Here is a 22,699-nt window from a genome sequence, read left to right as displayed (position 1 = left end):
TCGGCCAACAGGAAGACCATCCACTCGCCCAGGAACCATGCCGTATTGGTGAGCCATAAGGACTGCTCGGGGGGGGCAAGCCCAGGTGGTCCAGCCCGGTGGTCGTCCCGNCCGGCGCGGTGACGTGAACCGGCTGGCGACGGCGATGTTCGGCTGCACGGAACAGAGCGGCATTTCTCCGTGCCAGGTTGCCGCGGTCCGTGGTCGGCGCGACGGGCGCCACGTCCCTTTCACCGTCCCTTCCACCCGAAAGGTTGCCAGATGGAGCAGAAGCAAGATACGGGGATCGGCCGGCGGACATTACTGCAATGGGGTGTGGCGGGCATCGTCGTGGCCGGGCTGTCGGCTGGAACGCAGCGCGTCGCGGTCGCCGTGCCGCCCGGCGCGGCGAGCGGGCCGCTCTCCCTCGGCCCCACCCCGAGCGGTCTCACGTCGATCCTGGTTCCGGGCACCAGCCAGGCCGTCGAAGCTCCACACGACCTCGGGGTGACGATTGCCGGCGGGGCGGCCGGACTGGCGAGCGGCTCTGTGCTGACTTTCGAGTTTGACCCGCGTCTGTATGTTCTCGATTCGCGGGTGACCGCGACCAGTGGTACCGGCACCCTGCCCACCGAGGGCCGCCCGGTCACGACGGACGCCAAGACCGGTCTCGTCACGGCAACCGTGACATTAGGCGACGCGATTCCCCCGGGCGGTTCGGCCACGGTGATCGTCGGCCACCTCAGGCCCCGCCGCTACCCCTACGAGATCATCCGCGGATTTGAGGAGCCCGAGGCGGCCGTCACCGACAAGCGAACCAAGGACCGCCGCTCCCGCGGGATGGGCGGGCGGGCGGCCGCGCCCGCGAACGAGCAGCCGTGGGGCTTCGAGGCGGGGGTGTTGTGGCAGCCCATCACCTGGGGCACTGGTTTCCGGTCATACTGCGCCCGGCAGGCACTGGTGAAGTCGACGGGTCCGGGTCGTGGCCGACCCGGCGGTCGTCCGCTCGGTCCGCGTGCTGGAGGCACTGGAGGTCGGCGGCAAGGCGATCGGCGGTTCTGCCGCCGATCTCACCGTGCCCGGCGCGCGTGGTGTCGAGTGGACGGCCAAGTCGCCACTCGCCGCGGGGCGGCAGCTGAGCCTGCACCTGGCCGTGACCGTCGCGACTCCCGGTGGGGAGCTGACGGGCGTCAGGCATCCGACGGTCGAGCTGATCGGTCCCGATGCGCATCGTGGTGCGCAGCGGACGACCTATCTGGAGTCGGTGGTCAGGGACGACAGCATCTACGACGCCGAGTCCAAAGCCAGGTTCGCCTGAGCGCGGTGGAGAGGGACGGGTAGTGGACGTTCAGGTAAGGAATGCCCAGGAGTGGGTGAACGCGACCTACGAGGGTGTCAGTGGCTATGTGCCGTGCGTGGAGGACGGCATCACCGGCTGGGGGACGATGTTCTCGCTGACCCGCGCACTCCAGCACGAGCTGGGTATCACCACGTTATCGGACAACTTCGGCAACCTGACGATGAGCACGATGGTCGCCTTCGGTCCCATCTCGAAGTCCACGACGAATACCAATATGAAAACCATCGTCGAGGCCGCCCTTTACTGCAAGGGCTATTCGGGGGGTGGCATCGACGGTGGCCTCGGTTCTTCCACGCAGAGCGGACTGATCGCCTGGAAGACCGACATGGGGTTCTCGGCNGGCGGTACCGACAACCCGGTCTCGGCCAAGGAAATGAAAACCCTGCTGACGATGGACGCCTAGGTGCTGCTCCCGGGCGGGAAGTCGGCGGTGCGGGCTGTCCAGCGGTGGATGAACGCGACCTTCATCGGCCGGCAGGCGTATCAGATCGTGCCCTGCGACGGGTTCTTCTCCCGTAACGTGCAGTTCGGGCTGGTGCTCGCGATCCAGTATTCGATCGGCATGGCGGACGGGGTCGCGAACGGCAACTTCGGCCCGGCCACCCGGAGCGGCCTGCTGACGCAGGGCACCGTGTCCGTGGGTTCCACCGACTCCGGCAGCCAGCGTTTCGTGCAGCTGTTCAAAGCGGCGCTCATCTTCAATGGGGAGAGCGGGGTCGACTGGGGCAGTGGCACCTTCACGGCTACCACCTCCACGGTGGCGGCGCGGTTCCAGGCATTCTGTAAGCTGCCGACGACGGGTGTCGGCGACTACCAGACATGGTGCAGCCTGATCGTCTCGACCGGAGACCCGAACCGGGTCGGCAAGGCCTGCGACTGTGCGACGCCACTGAACGAAGCCCGGGCCCAGGCAATCAAGGCTGCCGGATACGAGACCGTGGGCCGCTACATCACTCATGGCACCATCAACGGCGTCGACAAGATCATAACCCCCGAAGAGATAGACATCATCTTCGCCAACGGCCTGAGTTTTTTCCCGATCTACCAGCAGGCCAACGACGAGGTCGCCTACTTCAGTGAGGCCATGGGTGACGGCCAGGCCAAGGCTGCCATAGCCACGGCGCGAAACCTCGGGATCCCGCCCGGGGCAATCCTCTATCTCGCAGTCGATTTTGACGCTACGGCCGACGAGGCTCACGGCCCGATCTCCAACTTCTTCTGGGGCGCGCACAAAGCCTTCGAAGCCGACGGATTCTACTATCTTTGCGGGATCTACGGAAGCCGCAACATCTGTTCTATCATCAGCGCCAAGGGCTACGCCGTGAGCAGCTTCGTCTCAGGAATGTCGACCGGCTTCAGTGGGAACCTGGGTTTTCCACTGCCCGTCAACTGGGCATTCGACCAGATCAGCAATCTGACGCTGGCGCCCNGTGCCGCAGGCCAGATCGAGATCGACAACAACATCAAGTCCGGCCGCAACCCGGGCATCTCCTCGCTCGCCGGTACCATCGACCACAACGCTACCTTCCTCGCCTNGGTCGCGTGGATCGAGGAACGAGCGAGGGAATGGGCGGACACGCATTCGGGGAACAGTTTCCAGCAGCTCACCGCCCAGTACCTGCGACAGTTTCCCGACAAAGAACGGTACGACACCACCGACTACGATAGTATCTTCGGCAGCGTGAAGTTCTTCGATCATTTGAGCGNGGAGATCGACTACGACTTCATCGGCTACTGTGCGGCGGCCAACCCGCCGAGCCCAGGTATTCTGCGCTGTCCCAAGACGATGCTCCTCCTGGACCATCAGCACTTCGGCGCGTCGCTCGGGACGGTGCTCAAACACACCGGGCATTCGGACAAGACCNTGATCAGCCTGGTGGACGCCGGCGGCTGGGTCGGTGACCTGATCACCGTGACCGCCGACTTCTACAAGTCCGGGCAGCCCGACTCCGAAGCCTACGACTACGGCGCCATCCACATCGGGTTGGCCGGTAGTTTTGGCGGCGGCGACATGCTGGCCGATGTCGACGCGATGGTGGTCGGCCTGGCAATCAGGGCGGATCCGGAACNGTCCATATCGGAACTCCTGGCCTCGCGTTACGCGACCTCCGCGGCGGCCGGTGCTAAATACCAGGAGTTCATCGACGTCCGCTTCGGGACCGCCCAGAATTTCGTGGACGCGGTCGAGAAAGTGTTCGTGCAGCCTCTTCTTCAAGATGCCCAGTATTTTACCTTCCGTGAAGGGCTGTGGATGCAGCAGACAGGGATAAGCACACCCCTCCCCGTCGTAATTCCCTTCCACGCCGATATATTCAACGGTATGAACCAGGCATTTGTGGACGTCTACGGCCAACTTTTCCTCGGCTGATCGTCTCCGGGAGTGGCAGCCGTTCACCTGCATTATATTTTCGGCCGCGGCGGGGCTGCCCGGGTGCGGTCGGCGTCCTCAGGGATGCGCGGGGTGAACACAAATACGATTCTCGCTGTGGAGGCCATTCAAAATCCGGACCTCTTCGTGGGTATGATGCAGGCATTCTTGGACGTGTACAACGGCCGCTTTGCCGACTGACTGGGCAGTCCGAGAGTTTCATCTGGAGTATCTGCATTCTTCCTGTATACCTCAGTGCGGGCCGCCGAGTGGTGGCCGGCTGAATATTTGAATTTGTCGGGACGGGGAGACACGGGAAAGANGAGGAGAGTTTCGTGCTGAGAAGAAGCGTGACCCACGGGGCGGCGTTGGCCGTACTTGTCCCTACGGCGACGGCAATCACGAACTGGGCAGGAAGCTCTGCCGCGCAGGCTGAACCTACGGGTGCTGCGGCGACGGTGGCCNCAGTGTGCGACTATTCCGATACGAGGAAGATTGCTGCTACTGCGCTTTACTGGACGTCGGGCAGTGGCACTCCGGCGCCCGGCGGAGTAACAAATGTCGGACTTCTCGAACTCGACTACAGCCCCAGTTGCCGCGAGGTCAAGGGGAAAGTCACCCCTAATGAGTACGCGGATGATTTCTCGTGTCCGCAGTGCGAGTTCTACGTAGGCGTCTCCACGAAGGATGCGGGAGGGCATATCGTGGGAGGTACGAGCTGCACCAGCTCAAACTTGAACCAACCGAATTAGACCCCGACTGGCTGTTTCACTTCCTGGATAAACGACGCGAATCTGGTCGCGCATGTGGAAGGCCGCTACCAGGGGTACGGCTTGGGTGGACTTTGGACGGGTGGCACCGGCGAATACTGATCGAGCCGAACTCTCCCGCGGCGGCCCTCGAGGCCGTCCACAGGTCTTGTCAGTCGCGGGGCGTCGACGTGGGCGTCGTGTCGCCCACGTCGAACTGCTCGTCGGTGGGGCCCATCGCCGAGATGGCGAGCTGGGAGTGTGTGACGCGACCGACGGGATCACCGTCCACCACGTCGGACGACTCATCGACCTCAGCCGATACCGCACCACGATGGGTCGAAGCCATGCGGGCCAGCCGATGGAAAACCCTGACCGTCTGCGCCCCTGCCACGCCGAACCCAGTGGATTACCTGTTAGCGCTCTGTGCGGGCTCCCGCATGCACTCATCCGGGAGCCCTTGCAGGCGTTCTGTGGGTGGGGCGGGCCGACGCCGGGGGTAGACCGTGATTGCGGGCCCGCCGTTCATCGCCCCAGGCCTCCGTCACCGCCCTGTTGCTGACTACTGGCCCGTCCGGCACGCCCGCCGCCCTGCCCGGCCGTGGGGCTGTTCTGTGGTTGCTGCTGGCTGGGCCGGGTCAGGCCGGGGATCTGACCGGTGCCTCCCTGCCCGGCTCCCTGGCCGAGTCCTGGCAGGAGGCTGCCCGGATCTGGCTGGGTGGGGGTGGGCGGGGCGGGGATGGCGTTCTCGTTCATCAGCCGGCCGCCCTTTGTGCCCCGGGCGGTCGCCGGGTCCGCGGCGGGCAGCGGCTGGACGGGCTGGCCGACCAGCGCGCCGCGCATCGACTGCCCGAAAATGAGCGCGGGCAGGTCGCCGCCGTACACGTGTGGCCAAGGGCGCCCGTTGATGGTGATGTTGCGCAGCGGATTGCTCTCCGCCCCGTTCGGATCACCGACCGCGACCGCGGCCGCGATCTGCGGGGTGTAGCCGACGAACCAGGCGCTGGAGAACCCGTCGTTGGTGCCGGTCTTCCCCGCCGCGGGGTGGTCGAAGCGGGCGTTCCCGCCTGTCCCGTTAGTGAGGACTCCGGCCAGAATGCTCGTCACGGTGTCCGCGACCCCCTGCGAAAGGACCCGCTCGCACTTCGGGGTGACTCCCACGTCGAGCGCCTGGCCGGCTGAGTCGACGATCGAGGACGCGAACCGCGGGTCACACCGGATCCCGCCGGCCGCCAGGGTGGAGTAGGCGACGGCCATGTCCATCGGGGTCACGTACTCGCCACCGATGGTCACATCGCCCTCGGTAGGCGAGATGTCCTTGAGGTGGTTGGGGTCGACACCGAGCCGGGTGGCCATCTCGACGACCGCCGGCACCCCGATCTCCTCTTCCAGCTGAATGAAGTAGGTGTTCACCGAGGCCCAGGTCGCGCTGCTCATGTCGTAGATGCCGACCTCGCCGGGCTCGGCGTTCTGGTAGCCCTTCGGGCAGTCGCCGGTTCTGCGGTCCAGCGGGAAGGCAGGGGTCTCGTAACAGGCGGGAGAGTAGTAGGCGGTTCGCGTGCCGTAGCCCTGCTCCAGCGCCGCCGCCAGTGTGAACGTCTTGAACGTCGACCCAGGTTGGAAGGGGGGTTGCTTGGGCTTGTCCAGGGTCGGCAGCGGTACCACCGTCTGGTTTGCGGCGGTGTCGGTCCCGTAGGTGCGGTTGACCGCCATCCCGAGAATCGCGCCGGTCCCGGGCTGGATGACCACCTCGGTGGCCGAGACCCGGCTGTCCCGGGGGATCGTGGAGTCGACCGCCGTCTGCACCGCGTTCTGTACCTGCGGGTTCAGGGTGGTCTGGATGCGCAGGCCACCCTCGTAGATGCGCCGGTCCCGCTCCTCCACCGTCGCGCCCAGCGCCGGGCTGGCGCGCAGCTGAGAGCGGACGTAGTCGCAGAAGAACGGCGCGGATGAGGCCGCGCAGGAGTCCTGCGCTCTCGGCTGGTCGCGGATGACCTCGATCGGCATCTGCCGGGCCGCGTCCGCCCGGGTGTGGCTGACGTAGTTCTCGTCCGCCATCCGGGTGAGTACCTGGTTGCGCCGCTCCAGCGCCGCCTGCGGGTGGTTCACCGGGTCGTACCGGGACGGGCTCTGCACCAGACCGGCGAGCAGCGCCGCCTGCTCCAGGGAGACCTGCGAGATGGGGATACCGAAGTAGTGCAGGGCGGCGGTTCCCACGCCGTACGCCCCGTCGCCGAAGTAGGCGATGTTCAGGTACCGCTCGAGGATCTCCTCCTTGGTGAACCGCTTCTCGATGGCGACGGCGTACCGCAGCTCGCGCAGCTTGCGGTCCAGCGAGTTGCCGGCGACGGCCTCGCGCTCCTCCTCCGTGGTGGCATCCTGCAGCAGCACGTTTTTCACGTACTGCTGGGTGAGCGTCGAGCCGCCCTGGGTGGTCGTACCGGCCTCGCTGTTGCGGGCGGCGGCCCGCAGGACGCCCTGGGGGTCGACCCCGTTGTGTTCGTAGAACCGGGCGTCCTCGATCGCGACGATCGCCTCACGCATGATCTTTGGGATCTCGGCGCCCGAGACGACCTGCCGGTTCTCGGCGCCGGCGAGGGTCGCGATCACGGTCCCGTCGGACGCCAGGATCTCGGAGCGCTGCGGCAGCGGCGGGGTGACCAGGTCGGAGGGCAGCTCCAGGAAGTGCTCGGCGGAGGCCTTCGCGAACAGCCCGGCCGCACCCAGGAACGGCAGCGAGAGCAGACCGATCGTGACACCCATCGCGGTCACGACCAGGCCGACCCGCGTGAGCTGGCGGCGCCGGTCCGGGGGGCGGGGCAGGCCGCCGGTCGGCGGGCCGAACGGAAGATCCTCGGGGGAACTGCCGACGCCGGCGGCCAGATCGTCATGAGCCGCGCCGAATGGCGCCTTCCGGCGGGCGGGGAGTGCCGCCGCCAGCCTGCCCGCACGGCTCCTCGCGCCGCGTGGCGACCCGCCGCGGTGAGCGTGGGCGTCTGTCGCGACACCGCCTCGTGGCCGCTGCGCGCCCGGCCGCCGCGTGTCGTCCGCCTGGGCGTCGTGTGGCGGCACATCATGTGCCTGCGCACCGACCGCCCGGGCGTCACCGCGGACCGGGGATGTCGACTCCCGTCCCTGCGCCGTCGCTGTCACCCCCAACTTCGGGTCCGGCCAGGTGGGCCGGAACTCGGTCTGCCGGACCCGTCAAGCATGCGTGACAGCGCGCCGGGCCGCTCACTCGGCCCAGGGAAGGTCATCGGACGCGTGTCGAGGCATGACTCGGGGTCGCGGATCCGGATTGTCGCGATCACCCCGGAGGATCCCGCTGCTTCAGACGCTAGACGAGCCGCGGTCGCCCCGGACAGCCGGCCCGTTCGGACACATTCCACCGTTGGTCTCACCCACGCGGGCGACCCCAGCGGCCCATGGGTTGCCCCACCGGCGGCATCGGCTGTACCGGCGGCATCGGCCCCATTGGTCCCATCGGCGGCCTCGGTCCAGCCGGAGGCATTGGTCCCCTTGGCGGCATCGGTGCCGCCGGACCCATCGGAACCGGCGACGGGATCGGTGGCCTCGGCCGGGACGCGCCGCCGGCGACCATGCGGTTGTAGGCGCGGCGGGTGCGCTCGGCCAACACCGCGGAGAGGAAGGCCCAACCGGGCGTTCCCGGCGGGGGCGGCGGGCTGATGGCGGCCTGGACCTCGGCCACCAGCGCACCACCCAGCCGTTCGCGGGCCTCGTCCGACAGCTGGTGCGCCCGGGCCAGGAAGCGCCGCGCCCGCACCGCCAGCTCGTCGTCGATGCCGGTGAGATCCAGCACCGTCACCCAGCCCACCAGCGGCGGGGGAACCCTGGGCGGCAACCCGATCGTCTGCGGCACCCGCACCTGTAGGACCTGGGTTCCGGCGAAGAGGTCGCCGAGACGCTTCGACCGGCTCGACACGAGCATGCAGACGACCGCCGGCAGCCCGAGCAGCGGGCCGGGCCGTTCGCCGACGAGCCCGATGAGGCCTCGGGCTAGGGCATGCCGGAACCGGACCGGCCCGCCGTCGTCCCGGACCACCCGCAGGCCCAACATCATCTTGCCGACGGTGCGACCGCGCATGAACGTCTCGCAGGCCACCGGATAACCGANCATGACGGCCAGGTACACGAGCAGGATCACAGCGGCGGCAAGGGCGGGGTCCTCGGGCTGGACCGCCAGGAAGGCCAGGAGGAGCACCCAGTAGAGGACATAGCTCTGAATCGCGAGGTCGACGATCCCGGCGATCATGCGGGAGCCCAGCCGGGCCACCCGCAGGTCGATGGCGACAGCCTCGCCGGTGACGAGCTGGTTGCCGCCGGAGGTCGACTGGCTCATCCGCCGCACCCCGGAGGCGCTGCCCGCTGGTCCGTCATGCCGTGCCCGTCATGCGGCGTCCCTCATGCCGTGCCCGTCATGCTGTGCCCGTCATCTCGCGCCCCGCTCGGTCGTGCCCGGCACGCAGTGCCGTGGGTCGGTCTGGAAGAGTTAAGCCTGCCATGGACCTTGATGCGTACGTCGCCGTGCACCGCCCGGAGTGGATCCGGCTGGGCCAGCTCGTCGATCGCGCCGCCCGGCCGCGTCGGATGCGCGCGGAGGAACTTGACGAGCTGGTCGAGCTGTACCAGCGCGTCGCGACGCATCTGTCGGTGATCCGGGACAGATCCTTCGACCCGAACCTGGTGGAGGATCTGGCGAGTTTGGTCATCCGGGCGCGGGCCGCTGTCGTCGGCGCCCCGGACCAGGGCTGGCATGTCGTCGGCAGGTACTTCACGGCCACCTTCCCGGGTGCGCTCTATGCCCGCTGGCGGTGGGCGGTCGCGACCTCGCTCGTGAACCTCCTGCTGGCGCTGGCCAGCGCATTGTGGATCATGAACGACGCCCAGGCGCGTGCGGGGCTCGTCCCGCCGGACGAGGTGGCCGCGCTGTGCCGGTCGGACTTCGCCACCTACTACACCGAGAACCCCGCATCCTCCTTCGCCAGCCAGGTCTGGACCAACAACGCATGGGTGTCGGCCCAGGCGGTGGCACTCGGCGTGCTGCTCGGCCTGCCGACGCTGGTGCTGCTGGCGATGAACTCGCTGAACCTCGGGCTGGTCGGCGGCTACATNGGCAGCTGTGGGGAGGGCGGTCAGTTCTTCTCGCTGATCCTCCCGCACGGGCTGCTGGAGCTCACTGTGGTCTTCGTGGCCGGTGCCGTCGGCCTGCGCCTGGGCTGGTCGATCATCTCCCCGGGGCCTCGGCGGCGGGCCGAGGCGCTGGCGGCCGAGGGGCGGGCCGCGGTCGGGATCGTGATGGGGATGGCGATCGTCCTGGGTCTGTCCGGGGTGATCGAGGCATTCGTGACGCCGTCCTCGCTGCCGACGGCGATCCGCATAGGCATCGGGGTGCTGGCCTGGGCAGGGTTCATCGCCTATGTGTGGATCTATGGGAGTCGCGCGGCGGCGGCCGGTGCGAGCGGCGATCTGGACGCCGCCCTCGCGCCGGATCTCGCGCCCGTGGCCCGCTGACGTCCCGCACGGCTCCAGCTCCGGGGGTTCAGAGGCGCCCGCGGGCCTTCATGGTGAGGTAGGTGTCGGTGACCAGCGCCGCGTACTGGGCCGGGGGCACGTCCACGACCTCGGCGCCGCGCCGGCGCAGCAACTCCGTCAGCTCACGCCGGCGCAGCAGCGTCTGCTCCGCGGCGGCCGCCGCGTAAACCTGAGCGATGTCGCCGTGCCCGGCCGCGAGCTCGTCCAGCCGGGGATCGCGCAGCGCGGCCACCAGCACCGTGTGCCGGGCGGTCAGGGCGGGCAGCGCGGGAAGCAGGCCCTCCTCGATCACTGCCGGCACCAGATCCGTGAAGAGCACGACGAGGGCACGGCGAGAAGCCGCGCGCAGCACCGCCGTGGCCATCCCCTGGTGGTCGGCCTCCACCAGCGCCGGTTCGAGGGTGGCCATCGCCTCGCTCATGCGGGCCAGCAGGCCCTGGTCGCGGGAGTGCGGGACGGAGAACCGGGTGGCGCTGTCATGCGCGGTCAGGCCCACCCGGTCCCCGGCCCGCAGCGCCACCGCCGCGAGGAGCAACGCGGCGTCCATGGCGTGATCCAGCCGGGGGACGTCCCCGATCCGCCCGGCGGAGGTCCGCCCGGAGTCCAGGACGCAGATGAGCCGACGGTCGCGTTCCGGGCGGAACGTGCGGACCACCACCGAGCTGTGGTGACGCGCGGTCGCCCGCCAGTCGATCGTCCGCACGTCGTCGCCGACGACGTACTCGCGCAGGCTGTCGAACTCCGACCCGGCGCCGCCGCCCCGGATCGCGACCTCGCCCTCCACCTCGCGCAGGCGCGCCAGCGCCGCCGGCAGGTGGCGGCGCGAGGTGAACGGAGGCAGTACGCGCAGCCGCCACGGTGCCTGGTGCCGGCCCTGCCGCCCCGCGAGCCCCAGCGGGCCGAGTGAACGCACCGTGATCCGGACCGGCGCGCGGTCGCCGCGTCGGGTCGGGCGCAGCGTCGTCTCCAGGAAACGCCGCTCACCGGCGGGCACCGTGACCGTGTGGATCCGGGGCATGGCGCCCGCGGACGGAACCCAGCCGTCCCTGATGCGCGCCCGCATGGTCCGGCGGCCGTTGTTGGTCACGGTCAGCGCCAGGGTCACCGGCTGCCCCAGCCGGGCGGAGGTCGGACCCGAGCGGCTGAAACCGCAGGCCCGCACGCCGCCGGCCAGCCACAGGTCGACGGCGATCAACGCGCCGAGCAGGAGGTTGACCACCAGGAACGTCAGGCCGGGCGCGGGGGAGAGAACCACCACGATGACTCCCAGCGCCACCAGCGCCACGGCACGGCCGGTGATAGCCACGGCCGGCCGCTACCTGGGTACGGGCACGATGGCGAGCACCTGGTCGAGCACGACGTCGGAGTTCACTCCGTCCTGTTCGGCCTCCGGGCGGAGGCTGATGCGATGACGCAGTGTCGGGCGGGCCAGCGCCTTCACGTCGTCGGGTGTCGCGTAGGAGCGGCCGCTCAGCCACGCCCAGGCCCGGGTCGTGGCCAGCAGCGCGGTGGCGCCGCGCGGAGACACCCCGAGATGGACGGCGGGCGTCGTCCGGGTGGCCCGGGCCAGGTCAACGATGTAACCGAGGACCTCCGGCCGGACCTGCACCTGGGCCACCGCGGCCCGGGCGGCCGCGAGATCGGCCGGGCCGGCCACCGCCGAGACCCCGGCAGCCGCCAGGTTGCCCGGGTCGAAGCCGGCCGCGTGGTGGGCCAGGATGCGGACCTCGTCCTCGCGGGGCGGCAGCGGCAGCGTCACCTTCACCAGGAAGCGGTCGAGCTGGGCCTCCGGCAGCGGGTAGGTCCCCTCGTGCTCGATCGGGTTCTGGGTCGCGAGAACGGCGAACGGCGACGGCAGGCGCCGCGGCTGGCCGTCCACGGAGACCTGCCGCTCCTCCATCACCTCGAGCAGAGCGGCCTGCGTCTTCGGTGGCGTCCGGTTGATCTCGTCCGCGAGCAGGAGGTTCGTGAAGACCGGGCCCTCACGGAACGTGAACTCGCTGGTCCGGTTGTCGTAGACGAGCGAGCCGGTGACGTCGCCGGGCATCAGGTCAGGGGTGAACTGCAGCCTCTTGGTGTCCAGTGAGAGAGCCGTGGCCACCGTTCGGACGAGCAGCGTCTTCGCCACCCCGGGAACGCCTTCGAGCAGCACGTGGCCGCGGCAGAGCAGCGCGACCACCAGCCCGCTGACGGCCGAGTCCTGGCCCACCACCGCCTTCGCGACCTCGTGGCGCAGCGCGGTCAGCGCCCGGCGCGCACTCTCGGCATCCGGCGGGGGCGGTGTGCTCGGCACCTTCAGCGGCGAGCGCAGGGTCTCCCCGGCCGCGGACCCGAACGGCGTAGCGGCCGCACCCGAAGCCGCCGGTGCCGGTGGGGTCGTCGGCGGTGCCGGGGCTGGTGCCGGTACCGGCGGGGCTGGTGCTGCCTGGGCTGGTGCTGCCTGGGCTGGCGCCGGCGCCTCCGGGGATGAACCGGTCGGAGCCGCTCCGGCGTTGGGGGAGGTCACCTTCTGCCCACCTGTCGGTCTAGTTCGTGCAGTTCGCGGGCGAGCCGGACGAGCGCCATGTCGCTGTCGGCATCCCGCCCGGGGCCGTGCGGAACCTGCGGAACCCACCCGGCGGCCATGTGCCACTGGCCCGGCCAGGGCGCGGAATGTTGGCCCGTGGGTGCCATGTCCGAACCGTACAGGAGTGATCCGATTTCCATGGGCGGGCGTCCGGTCTGCTCGGCTACCGCCGCGACGAGAACGGCCGGCTCCGGCTCATGCGCGGCCCCGTGCGTGCCCGGCATCCCAGCGCGAATGCCGAGCCGGTCCGCGAGCCTGGTCCGCAGCCCGGCCCGCAGGGCCCCGGCGGCCCGCTCGCGGGCATGCCCCGCGGCGTAGAGGCGACCCCGTCCCTCGACGGTCTCCGCGGAGCGCACCACGACCGGCAGCGGCTCGGTGATCGGCGGTCCGAGGCGCCGCCCCTGCCAGAGAGCAAGGGCCACCAGCGCGACGAATGCCTGGAGGAGACCCACCTGGAACCCGCTCGGCAACAGCTCCGACAGGCTCTTGCCACCGACCGCGTCGGCGCGCGCGACAACCGGTGTCACCCACTCCAGGCGGTCATGCCGGGCCAGCAGCCCGAGGGCGAGCGCCGCGTTCCCGGCCTCGTCCAGCTCGTCGTTGGTGAGGAAGCGACCGTCACCGAGCAGAACCAGCCGGCCGGCCGGGTCGGTGGCCGCCTGCCCCGCCGGAGCGAGGACGGCGAGGCGGGCCGCCTCCGGGGTGCCGTAACAGAGGTCCAGGCGGACACCGTTCCCCGGCCAGCGGCCCTGGCCTGGCGAGGAGGGGCCGTCCGAGTCCTTCGAGCGGGTGAAACCGAACCAGTCACCGATGGTGGTCGGGCCGGCCACCGTTGCCTCCGCAAGGGCACAGGCAGGCTCGATGTCTCCGCCGCCGGCATCCTGGAAGTCCTGCGGCCGGGCTGTCGTCACCGGCATCGCCAGTGCCGCCAGTGCGGTGGGCGACGGGGCGACGAGTACGACGTCCGAGCCCGCGCCGGCCCGGCGCACCAGCTCGTCGAGTTCGGTCGGGGACAGCAGGTCGGGGGCGGTCACGAGGATCGTGCGCGGCCCGCCGGTGCCCGGGTCGCGCGGTCGTCCCGGCCCGCCGGGATTCGGTGTGACGGACTCGCGAGCCGACACGGAGACACCGCGGTCACGCAGGATCTCCGCGAGGGCCCGCGTCCCGGATTCACCCGCGGAGTCGATGTTGAGGTAGCCCTCGCTGTGGGAGCGGCTCACCACCGCGGCGACCACCGCGTAGAGGGTCACGATCGCGGCGAGCACCGCGACCAGCCGCAGCGCGCCGCGCACAGCCGCGGACCGGGGGCCACTGCGGACATGCGTGGTCGCGGTCGAGCTCGCCGCGCCGCCTGGCCCGCCACCGCCTGGCCCGTCGCCGCTGGGCGCACCGGCCGGCCGGGGCGGGCTGAATCCCGGCGCGGTCACGCCGGCACCGGAGGCGAGTTGTCGGCCGACAGATCCCGGCCCGAGCGCCGGCGGACCCGCCCGAGCTCCTCGTCGGCGCGGAGCACCTTCTCGTAGGCCTCTCTGCTGGCAGGTCTGCCGCCGTACCAGATCTCGCTGAACACCTCGACGGCGTCCGCCAACGCCCTGATCGCCGGCTCGCCGGGCCTGCCGTCACCATCCGCGCCGGTCCCCGCCGGCCCGGGCGTGGCCAGAGCCGGTGCCGCGGGACGGATCGCCGCGCGCAGGTCCGTGATCAGCTCACCGGCGGTGCGCCCGGGCCTGGGGTCGAGCACGGCGCGTTCCTCCAGCATCCTCGCGATGGCCCGCATGCCCGAACGCACCGCGTCGGCATACTCGTCCCGGTCCGCCTGGGCGCGGGCCAGAGCACGCAGTTGCGTCGCGGTGAGCGGGCTGGACAGCGCAGCCTCACCTTCGTCATCCCGGGCAGTGCGCCGAACCGGGCCGAGCCACAGCCGGAGCACGACGACGAGCACGACGAGAACGATCACCAGGGCGAAGACGCCGAGTCCCCGGAAGCTGCCCACCCCCGAGCCCGTGTCCGGAGTGAGCCAGTGCCAGATGTCGCTCAGTTTGTCGTTGATCCAGCTCGTCGCGCGGTCGAACCAGCTGGGCCGGGCATCCTGGTAGATGCCCCTGGACAGTTCGCGGCGGGCTTCCTCGCGGGCGCCGTCCCTGGTCACGGGCCCACCCAGCGAATCGTTGGCCGCGGTGGCCGCGGCCGTCAGGCGTCCGTTCGGGACGGTGGCGTTCACGGGTTCGCGGCGCGTTGCCGGGCGGCCTCGGTGAGCGTCACGTCCAGCGCCTCCCTGCGGATCCTCTGGTCGACGTAGAGCAGGACGATTGTCCCGGAGAGGATCGGGGTGGCGAACGTGGTCCCGATCAGCGTGCCGATCGCGTTGACGACGTGGCCGGCGACGGTGAGATCGCCCTCGATCGGGTCACCGAAGGAGTCGGAGGCCAGCAGGATTCCGGTGGTCACGAACGTGGCGACCCCCATCAGCACGAACGCGATGAGGGCGGACAGCAGCATGATGCCGAACGTGCGCCACCACGAGCCACGGACCAGGTTGCGTGAGCGGCGCAACGCCGCCCGGATGGTCTGCCCTTCCAGGACGTAGGCGGGAGAGGCGAGGCTGAGGAACACGGCGACCACGACCGCTCCCACGATCAGGGCGATCAGCCCCAGGACGCTGAGCAGCGTGACGACGAGGGTCAGCACCAGCAGCCCGCCCAGCCGCGGGGCCACCCGGCTGATCGCCGCACCGGCCTGGATGCGGGTGCCGANGGCCGCCTCGCTCACGACGACGGCGAGTACGCCGGAGAGAAAGATCCCCAACATGCTGCTCAGCGCGAAGGTCAGCAGGCCGAGCCCCACCGCGACCCCGTCAGACGCGTCCTCGGCGGTGATCGCGATGACCGTGTTGACAGTCTCCACCACCGCGGACGAACCGAGGGTCAGCCCCAGCGTCGCCGCGGGATTCGTGCGGATTGTGGTGAACATCCCGTCGAGGATCTCGCCGACCGACAGGGGGCGCAGCGGGATCACCCCCGGCTTCGGGGCGACCGGGGGCCGTCCCCACTGGCCGGGGCCCCAGCCTGCGGGGCCCTGACCTGGGGGCTGCCCCGGCCAGGGTTGGTGCCCGCCGGCGGGACCCCAGCCGCCGTAGGCCCCCTGGCCGGGGTCCGGGCCGGTGCCGGGGGCGTGCCAGCCGCCCTGCCCGTAGCCGCCCTGCCCGTAGCCGCCCTGGGGGCCGCTCGACGGGGGTCCCCAGGATTCGGGAACGGGTGCGCCCCAGGAGCCGGGTTGCGGCCCGCCGGGTTGCGCAGGCCATGCGGGCTGGGCTGGTCCGCCGACCGGATAGCCGCCCGGCTGCGGTTGACCGGGCTGTGCCGGTCCGTCGGGCTGCGACGGCCCGCCCGGCCCGGGCACGCCGGGAGGGGTCTGTCCGGCCCCGTCCGCCATCATGGTCTCCCTGCGCTCGTGCCGCGTCCCGTGCTTGAACGGCGTTCCTGGACGTCACATCCTGGGCGTCACATCGTCGCAGATCTGCTACTGCTGCCGGACAAGCGGCAAGCGGCGGGGTGAGTGGTGNGGTGGCCGGCGGATGGCCACTCGCGGTCGGGCAGGCAGATCTCGCGGCCACCGGCAGCTCTGTGCACAGGCAGGTGCCTTCGGTTTCCGGTTGTCCACAGCGGCTGTCGAGTCGGCGTCCTCCTCGCCGCGACGCTGGATGCTCGTTCCGTGACCGCAACTCCCGCCATCCGCCCCGCCATCGGCCCCGCCGTCCGGCCCGCGTCACTACCGCGCCGCCTCCAGGAACTGCTGGCGGTTCTCGTGGATCTGATGCTGCCCCGGTCCTGCGCCGGCTGCGGGCGCTCCGGGTACGCGGCCTGCGCCCGCTGTGCCGCGGCACTGGCGGGTCCCCCTGTTCTCGCCGCCCCGGGTCCCACGGCCAGCCCGGGGCGGCGGGGTCACGACGCTCGCCGTCCGCTCCGCCCGCCGCCTCGGGGTGTCGCCGCCGCGCCCTTCGAGGGAACCACCCGAGTGCTGCTGCTCGCCTACAAGGAACGGGGCCGGCTCGATCTCGCCCACATCCTCGGCGCCGCGCTGGCAAGGGCCGTCGCGGCGGTGACCCGGGAGCATCGTCGGAGGAGCCGGAGTGCGACGGTGGTTGTCGTTCCCGTCCCGACAACGCCCGCCGCCCGGCGGCGGCGGGGCTTCGACCACGTCGCGCGCCTCGCGGAGATCGCGGCCAGGGCTCTCACCCGATCGGGGACGCCCGCCCGAGTCAGCCGGGTGCTTCGTGTTCTGCGGCCAGGGCTGGATCAGGCGGGCCTTGGCGCCGCCGCCCGCCGTCGCAACCGGTCCGGCGCGTTCGCGGTCCGCCCAGGCGCCCGCCCGCGTACCTGGCCGGAGATCGTCGTCGTCGTGGACGACATCGTGACGACGGGTGCGACGCTGGCGGAGGCGGTGCGTGCGCTGCGTGTGGCTGGCTGGGCACCGGTCGGCACCGCGGCCGTCGCCGCGACGCCGCTGCGGCGCCTGGACCTGCGCGTCCGACGCGCCATCGTCCGGGCTTGCCCGCCGTAACCCGGCTGAAGGGGGAGACTGGGTGCACGCGCTCCGTCCCGGAGCCGACGCCGGAGGCCGCTTCGTCTGGTGCGGTGCGGCCCTCCAGGGCGAGGGTGGGTGCACCCCTGCCGCTCCTTGGTGGATGTGTCGCCAGGTCTCGTCCAGCCCGCCGCGCAGGCGGGCGCCGGGCCGGGCTGGAGTGCGGTGAGGCGGGGAGGCTGATCGCGCCAGGCGATCCCACGGCGCGTTCGGGAGCCCCGGTATGCCGGGTCGGAATCCACCGATTTCGGCAGGTCGGTTCCGGCATGGACCTGCCCGGTGAGGGGAAGGAGCCGCGTAGCGGGTCGGTGGAAATCGAGCCGATGCCGTGGTCACCGGACAGAAGCCAGGTGCGCTCACGAAGGGAGACCGACTGGCGGCGCCAGCGTCACAGGCCGGCACCAACAACTGACACCAGGAACGTTGACAACCATCGGCGCTTCCCCGTATGCGGCCTGACCCACGTCGGTCCGTCCGCGGGAAACGGCCGAGGCAACCGACATTCCGGTAAAGCCGGTCCGAATGGTGGATCGGCCCGACCGGGCCAGGTGAACGGGAGGTGGATCGCGTGGACATCGTGGTCAAGGGCAGGCACACCGCGGTTCCTGAGCGGTTCCGCAGGCATGTCCAGGCCAAGCTCGCCAAGCTCGAGCGGCTTGATTCCAGGGTGATACGAGTCGACGTCGAGCTCTCCAAGGAGAGCAATCCGCGACTGTCCGACACATCGGAGCGGGTCGAGCTCACCGTCTACTCACGCGGCCCGGTCATCCGCGCGGAGGCCGCCGCCGGTGACCCCTACGCCGCGCTCGACCGAGCCACCGCCAAACTCGCCGAGCGCCTGCGCCGCGCCGCGGACCGCAGGGTNCGCCATCACGCCAACCATGCCGGTGCGAACCACCCCGGACCGGGGCGCCTGGGCTCCCTGCCGGACCTTGCCGTCCTGCCCGGCAACGGTGACCTGCATGGCGGTGTGGTCGATGAGGCGCCCGCGGGTGTCGGCGCCGCGGACCGCGCGGCGGCGAACGGGAAGGCCGCGGGCAGCGGCTGGTCGGACGCCGAGGACGGTCAGGAGCCGGACTACTCACCGATGGTGGTACGGGAGAAGACCCACACCGCGGCGCCCATGACGCTCGACGACGCCCTGTCGAACATGGAACTGGTTGGCCACGATTTCTACCTCTTCCTCGACGCGGACACCGGTCTGCCCAGCGTCGTGTACCGCAGGTGCGGTTACGACTACGGCGTCATCCGGCTGACGGCCCAGGCAGGTCAGAACGGCTCGGGAGACGCGCACGGCTCCCGGGAACGCACGGCGGCGGTCATTTCCGCCGTGTGACGGTCGATCCCCCCGGCCGGCGTGGGACCATTTGCCTTGGGTGTCGGGCTCCCGGCATCGGTGCACACGGCACGTTCCACGGGGTGTGCCTCCGGTAGCGCAACGACCGGTGGCGCACCCCGCGGGGGCGGTTCCAGGGGAGGTCGGAGATGACGGTGGACGAGCAGCGTTCCGAGGAGGCGCTGCGGACGCCATCGGAGGCGAATCCCATCCGGGTGCTGATCGTTGACGACCACGCGTTGTTCCGCCGCGGCCTGGAGATGGTCCTTGCGCAGGAGGTCGACNTCGAGGTCGTCGGCGAGGCCGCCGACGGATCGGAAGCAGTCACGATGGCTGCCGAGATGGCACCGGACATCGTCCTGATGGACGTCCGGATGCCGCGGCGAGGCGGTATTGATGCCACGAGTGCCATCAAGGAGAAGGTTCCGAGCGCCAAGATCGTGATGTTGACGATCAGTGACGAGGAGGCGGACCTCTTCGACGCCATCAAGGCTGGCGCGATGGGCTACCTGCTCAAGGAGATCTCTATTGACGAGGTCGCCGCGGACATTCGCGCGGTCTACAACGGTCAGAGCCTCATCAGCCCGTCGATGGCGTCCAAGCTGCTCAGCGAGTTCGCGGCGATGATCAAGACGAAGGACGACCGCCCGCAGCTCCCCACCCCGCGGTTGACCGACCGTGAGATGGAGGTGCTCAGGCTGGTCGCGAAAGGGCTGAACAACCGGGACATAGCCAAGCAGCTCTACATCAGCGAGAACACTGTCAAGAACCACATTCGGAACATCCTGGAGAAGCTCCAGCTGCATTCCCGGATGGAAGCGGTGGTGTACGCGGTGCGCGAGAAGCTACTCGAGATCACCTGAGGCAGGCCGGGGGCCCGGGGCCGGGCGCGCCCGTCTGAACGCCCCGCGGGCCCGGGAGGCGTTCAGACGGGCGGGTCCGTCGCGAGTCGGGAGCCGATCCAGCAGTCGTGTCGAACGCCGTCGCCGAGAACGATGGCGGAGCGAAGCGTGCCGTCGAGGGTGAACCCGAGCTTCTCGGCCACCCGGCGGGAAGCGTGGTTGCCCACCGCCGCCCGCCATTCGACCCGCTCCAGACCGAGCGCGCCGAACCCCCAGCGCAGCAGAGCGGCGGCGGCGCGCGTCGTGACGTCCTGACCGCGGGCGTCGGCGGCGCACCAGTAGGCGATCTCGGCGTCGCCTTCGTCCGTCATGTCCTGCAGCGCCACCGAGGCAAGGAGCGCCTCCGTGGTGGCGTCGACGACCGCCAGCGGTGCGCTGGTGGCCGAGGCCCAGGCCTCCATCGACTGCCGGCAGACGAAGTCCTCGGCGTGCTCCCTCGTGTAGGGCGCGGGAATCCGCGTCCAGCGGGGGATCTCGGGGTCCTGGCAGGCGCGGAACACCTCGTCGGCGTCGGAGGGCTTCCACGGTCGCAGGTGCAGTGCCCCCGCGGTGATCTCCACCGGCTCAAGCGGCGGCCGGCGGAGGGCCGGTACCGCTCCCGGGCCGAACCGGTCTGCGTNGGGTTGCGAGCGACCATGACCGGGCTGGGGAGCGGGGGCGCGGCCGGCACCGGCCTCGGAGCTCGGGCCGGATCCGATGTTGGAACGCATACCGCCACGATGCCAGCGTCGGCGGCCCCGGCGGGCGCGGCCGGTGTCGTCTTCCCGGGCGTCCCGTGGCCGGGAATGTGGTCTCGCCGCTGACAGACGACGCCAGCCGGAGGCTGGGCACCGGATCCACCCGACGCTCGTTGGGAGAGGTGGTGGGCGGGAGATCCAGTGCCTGCCGGGGCCCGGTGCGGTGCCCTGGAACCCGCCGTGTCGCCGGTGGTTCGAGCTCGAGCCGTGGGTGACGATCGAAGGGCTAGCATCGTGGTGTCGGTCGGTTCGCCGACATGCCTGCCGGAGGAGTTCCGCCGTGGTTCTAGACAAGATCTTGCGTGCCGGCGAGGGCCGGATTCTGCGCAAGCTCAAGGCGATCGCCGAGCAGGTGAACCTCATCGAGGACGACTTCACCGGGCTGACGGACGCCGAGCTACGCGGGATGACCGACGAGTTCAAGCAGCGTCTCGCCAGTGAGGAGGAGACGCTCGACTCGTTGCTCCCGGAGGCCTTCGCGACAGTGCGGGAGGCGGCCCGGCGAACCCTCGGCCAGCGTCATTTCGACGTCCAGATCATGGGCGGGGCCGCGCTGCACCTGGGCAACATCGCCGAGATGAAGACCGGTGAGGGCAAGACCCTGGTCTCGACTCTGCCCGCCTACCTCAACGCGCTGGCGGGTGAGGGCGTCCACATCATCACGGTGAACGACTACCTGGCCCAGCGCGACGCGGAGAACATGGGTCGTGTCCACCGGTTCCTCGGCCTGACTGTCGGGGTCATCCACCCGCAGATGACGCCGGCGGTCCGCCGCCAGCAGTACCAGTGCGACATCACCTACGGCACGAACAACGAGTTCGGCTTCGACTACCTGCGCGACAACATGTCGTGGAGCGCCGAGGAGCTGGTCCAGCGCGGCCACTACTTCGCCGTCGTGGACGAGGTCGACTCGATCCTCATCGACGAGGCCCGGACTCCGTTGATCATCAGTGGTCCGGCGGACNACCCGACCCGCTGGTACACCGAGTTCGCGCGGATCGCCCCNCTGCTCGAGCGGGACGTCGACTACGAGGTGGAAGAGGGCAAGCGGACGGTCGCGATCACCGAGTCCGGGGTTGAGAAGGTCGAGGACCAGCTCGGCATCGAGAACCTCTACGAGTCGGTGAACACGCCGCTCGTCGGTTACCTCAACAACTCGCTGAAGGCCAAGGAGCTCTACAAGCGGGACAAGGACTACATCGTCACCGACGGTGAGGTCCTCATCGTCGACGAGTTCACCGGCCGGGTCCTGCACGGCCGCCGCTACAGCGAGGGCATGCACCAGGCGATCGAGGCCAAGGAGAAGGTCGAGATCAAGCAGGAGAACCAGACCCTGGCGACGATCACTCTCCAGAACTACTTCCGGCTCTACAAGAAGCTGTCCGGAATGACCGGTACGGCCATGACCGAGGCCGCCGAGTTCCACCAGATCTACAAGCTGGGTGTCGTCCCCATCNNGACNAACAAGCCGATGGCCCGGGTCGACCAGCCGGACGTGGTCTACAAGACCGAGGTCGCCAAGTTCGACGCGGTGGTCGAGGACATAGCCGAGCGCCACGAGAAGGGGCAGCCCGTCCTCGTCGGCACCACCAGCGTCGAGAAGTCCGAGTACCTGTCCAAGCAGCTCACCAAGCGCGGCGTGCGGCACGAGGTGCTCAACGCCAAGCACCACGAGCGCGAGGCGCACATCATCGCCGAGGCGGGCCGCCGGAGCGCGGTAACCGTGGCGACGAACATGGCCGGTCGAGGCACCGACATCATGCTCGGTGGCAACCCCGAGTTCCTCGCCCAGGCGGAGCTGCGGCAGCGGGGTCTCTCCCCGATCGAGACACCCGAGGACTACGAGGCAGCGTGGGCCGAGGCGCTGGAGAAAGCACGCGCCTCGGTCGCGGCCGAGCACGAGGAGGTCGTGCGGGCCGGCGGCCTGTACGTGCTCGGTACGGAGCGGCACGAGTCCCGCCGGATCGACAACCAGCTGCGTGGTCGTGCCGGGCGCCAGGGGGACAGCGGCGAGTCCCGGTTCTACCTTTCGCTGGGCGACGACCTCATGCGGCTGTTCAACGCCGCGGCGGTCGAGGGCATCATGGACCGCCTGAACATCCCGGACGACGTGCCGATCGAGTCGAAGATCGTGACGCGGGCGATCCGTTCGGCGCAGACCCAGGTCGAGGGCCAGAACTTCGAGATCCGCAAGAACGTCCTCAAGTACGACGAGGTCATGAACAAGCAGCGCACCGTGATCTACGAGGAGCGCCGCAAGGTTCTGGAAGGCGCTGACCTGCACGAGCAGGTTCGCCACTTCATCGACGACACCATCGAGGGCTACGTCCGGGGTGCCACCGCCGACGGCTACCCGGAGGAATGGGACCTCGACACCCTCTGGACCGCGCTCGGCCAGCTGTACCCCGTCGGTGTCGACGCCCCGGGCCCGGACGACCGGGAGGGCCTCACCACCGAACTGCTGCTCGAGGATCTCCAGGCGGACGCTCAGGAAGCCTACGACCGCCGCGAGCTCGACCTCGGCGACAAGCCGGACGGCGAGCCCGTCATGCGGGAACTGGAGCGCAN

Annotated in this window: 13 protein-coding genes and 11 pseudogenes; 13 read left to right on the top strand and 11 right to left on the bottom strand. The window is 70.1% G+C overall.

The genetic code is table 11. The features are described 5' to 3' along the window. Window positions 1-961: 961 nt before the first annotated feature. From UG55_RS42400 to UG55_RS45700, 3 genes and pseudogenes are all read left to right on the top strand, one after another. Window positions 962-1,297: a hypothetical protein gene (locus tag UG55_RS42400; RefSeq protein ID WP_066073027.1), complete on the top strand. Its 336-nt coding sequence runs from the start codon at window positions 962-964 to the stop codon at window positions 1,295-1,297. 493 nt (window positions 1,298-1,790) lie between these two features. Then, window positions 1,791-2,768 (top strand): annotated as a pseudogene (locus UG55_RS42395) (glycoside hydrolase domain-containing protein); the annotation flags it as partial. A 1-nt stretch (window position 2,769) separates the two neighbouring features. Next, window positions 2,770-2,874, top strand: a pseudogene (locus UG55_RS45700) (hypothetical protein); the annotation flags it as partial. A 1,754-nt stretch (window positions 2,875-4,628) separates the two neighbouring features. Here the strand turns inward: UG55_RS45700 and UG55_RS29240 are convergent. The 4 genes and pseudogenes from UG55_RS29240 to UG55_RS42390 form a co-directional block, all read right to left on the bottom strand. Then, complete coding sequence (locus tag UG55_RS29240; RefSeq protein ID WP_157901549.1) at window positions 4,629-4,805, bottom strand: hypothetical protein; 177 nt, start codon at window positions 4,803-4,805, stop codon at window positions 4,629-4,631. Window positions 4,806-4,981: 176 nt separating this feature from the next. Then, entirely contained in the window at window positions 4,982-7,609 is a 2,628-nt protein-coding gene (locus UG55_RS23245; protein ID WP_313954637.1) for a transglycosylase domain-containing protein, read from the bottom strand. 244 nt (window positions 7,610-7,853) lie between these two features. Then, window positions 7,854-8,590 (bottom strand): annotated as a pseudogene (locus tag UG55_RS23240) (RDD family protein); the annotation flags it as partial. Window position 8,591: 1 nt separating this feature from the next. Continuing rightward, a pseudogene (locus UG55_RS42390) lies at window positions 8,592-8,816 on the bottom strand (RDD family protein); the annotation flags it as partial. Between the two features lie 161 nt (window positions 8,817-8,977). On the opposite strand from UG55_RS42390, the pseudogene UG55_RS42385 reads away from it, so the two are divergent. Continuing rightward, a pseudogene (locus UG55_RS42385) lies at window positions 8,978-9,588 on the top strand (stage II sporulation protein M); the annotation flags it as partial. Between the two features lies 1 nt (window position 9,589). Continuing rightward, window positions 9,590-9,988: stage II sporulation protein M (locus tag UG55_RS42380; protein ID WP_242424981.1), on the top strand; the 399-nt coding region annotated here is incomplete at its 5' end. 28 nt (window positions 9,989-10,016) lie between these two features. On the opposite strand, the gene UG55_RS23230 is transcribed toward UG55_RS42380, so the two are convergent. The 6 genes and pseudogenes from UG55_RS23230 to UG55_RS42370 all read right to left on the bottom strand — a co-directional run. After that, window positions 10,017-11,315: a DUF58 domain-containing protein gene (locus tag UG55_RS23230; RefSeq protein WP_066073015.1), complete on the bottom strand. Its 1,299-nt coding sequence runs from the start codon at window positions 11,313-11,315 to the stop codon at window positions 10,017-10,019. Window positions 11,316-11,324: 9 nt separating this feature from the next. Next, window positions 11,325-12,320 carry a MoxR family ATPase gene (locus UG55_RS23225; RefSeq protein ID WP_066073041.1) on the bottom strand — a complete coding sequence of 332 codons (996 nt, stop codon included), beginning with the start codon at window positions 12,318-12,320 and terminating at the stop codon, window positions 11,325-11,327. A 191-nt stretch (window positions 12,321-12,511) separates the two neighbouring features. After that, window positions 12,512-14,002: a DUF4350 domain-containing protein gene (locus UG55_RS23220; protein WP_066073013.1), complete on the bottom strand. Its 1,491-nt coding sequence runs from the start codon at window positions 14,000-14,002 to the stop codon at window positions 12,512-12,514. Further along, window positions 13,999-14,724 (bottom strand): DUF4129 domain-containing protein, encoded by a 726-nt coding sequence (locus UG55_RS23215; protein WP_313954636.1) that lies wholly within the window; start codon window positions 14,722-14,724, stop codon window positions 13,999-14,001. Before UG55_RS23215 ends, UG55_RS23220 begins: the two co-directional genes overlap by 4 nt. Before the next feature lie 68 nt (window positions 14,725-14,792). Then, on the bottom strand, window positions 14,793-15,263 hold the full coding sequence (locus UG55_RS42375) for a glycerophosphoryl diester phosphodiesterase membrane domain-containing protein (protein WP_255360519.1): 471 nt from the start codon (window positions 15,261-15,263) through the stop codon (window positions 14,793-14,795). Between the two features lie 66 nt (window positions 15,264-15,329). After that, window positions 15,330-15,590 (bottom strand): annotated as a pseudogene (locus UG55_RS42370) (hypothetical protein); the annotation flags it as partial. Between the two features lie 696 nt (window positions 15,591-16,286). Between UG55_RS42370 and UG55_RS42365 the strand changes: the two are divergent. The 5 genes and pseudogenes from UG55_RS42365 to UG55_RS23195 form a co-directional block, all read left to right on the top strand. Next, window positions 16,287-17,135, top strand: coding sequence for a ComF family protein (locus tag UG55_RS42365; protein WP_242424979.1), 849 nt, complete (start codon window positions 16,287-16,289; stop codon window positions 17,133-17,135). Window positions 17,136-17,724: 589 nt separating this feature from the next. Further along, window positions 17,725-18,020 (top strand): annotated as a pseudogene (gene hpf / locus UG55_RS42360) (ribosome hibernation-promoting factor, HPF/YfiA family); the annotation flags it as partial. A 1-nt stretch (window position 18,021) separates the two neighbouring features. After that, a partial coding sequence (locus tag UG55_RS42355) for a sigma 54 modulation/S30EA ribosomal C-terminal domain-containing protein (RefSeq protein WP_242424978.1) occupies window positions 18,022-18,492 on the top strand: 471 nt, incomplete at its 5' end. Between the two features lie 149 nt (window positions 18,493-18,641). After that, window positions 18,642-18,776, top strand: a pseudogene (locus UG55_RS42350) (DNA-binding response regulator); the annotation flags it as partial. Between the two features lies 1 nt (window position 18,777). After that, a partial coding sequence (locus tag UG55_RS23195) for a response regulator transcription factor (protein WP_242424977.1) occupies window positions 18,778-19,355 on the top strand: 578 nt, incomplete at its 5' end. Between the two features lie 62 nt (window positions 19,356-19,417). Here UG55_RS23195 and UG55_RS23190 read toward each other — a convergent pair. Beyond that, window positions 19,418-19,954 (bottom strand): GNAT family N-acetyltransferase, encoded by a 537-nt coding sequence (locus tag UG55_RS23190; protein WP_396230987.1) that lies wholly within the window; start codon window positions 19,952-19,954, stop codon window positions 19,418-19,420. 457 nt (window positions 19,955-20,411) lie between these two features. Between UG55_RS23190 and UG55_RS42345 the strand changes: the two are divergent. The 3 pseudogenes from UG55_RS42345 to UG55_RS42330 all read left to right on the top strand — a co-directional run. Next, a pseudogene (locus UG55_RS42345) lies at window positions 20,412-21,095 on the top strand (DEAD/DEAH box helicase); the annotation flags it as partial. 42 nt (window positions 21,096-21,137) lie between these two features. Then, window positions 21,138-21,587 (top strand): annotated as a pseudogene (locus UG55_RS42335) (preprotein translocase subunit SecA); the annotation flags it as partial. Window positions 21,588-21,593: 6 nt separating this feature from the next. Beyond that, a pseudogene (locus UG55_RS42330) lies at window positions 21,594-22,698 on the top strand (preprotein translocase subunit SecA); the annotation flags it as partial. Between the last annotated feature and the right edge of the window lies 1 nt (window position 22,699).

Origin of the sequence: Frankia sp. EI5c, assembly GCF_001636565.1 — a bacterium.
Lineage (GTDB): Bacteria > Actinomycetota > Actinomycetes > Frankiales > Frankiaceae > Parafrankia.
Note: the sequence above shows the minus strand (reverse complement) of the source record. Positions and strands in the feature narration are given on the sequence as shown.